This is a genomic window from Leptospira paudalimensis (genome assembly GCF_026151345.1).
GTDB lineage: Bacteria > Spirochaetota > Leptospiria > Leptospirales > Leptospiraceae > Leptospira_A > Leptospira_A paudalimensis.
In genome coordinates, this window is the sequence record NZ_JAMQPR010000005.1 from 1 (window position 1) to 289 (window position 289).

A 289-nucleotide genomic window follows, 5' to 3' on the forward strand; every position below is an offset into this window, starting at 1 on the left:
CGCTGATGTCTTCGCTAGCCGCCGGCCTGGCCGGGTTTACTTTTCGGGCGGGGTGAGGAACTGAAGGTCGTCGATGACGCCGTAGCGGTGGAAATTGGCGTCCTTGACCACCTGCACCTGCACGGCCTTCTTCACTTCGCCGAGGCTGTTGAACGACAGCTTGCCAATCGCGGTTTCGAAGCTGTTGCCGCGGATGGCGTCACGCACCGCCTTGCCGTCGGTCGAGCCGGCCTTCTTCAGGCCCTCGATCGCCACCGTCATCGCCGAGTAGCCGGAGGCGGCGACCATG

The 289-nt window shown here is 64.4% G+C and carries 1 protein-coding gene; it reads right to left on the reverse strand.

Annotated elements, in window-relative coordinates; genetic code table 11:
- Positions 1-36: 36 nt before the first annotated feature.
- Positions 37-289: ABC transporter substrate-binding protein (locus tag ND855_RS18815; protein ID WP_265359745.1), on the reverse strand; the 253-nt coding region annotated here is incomplete at its 5' end.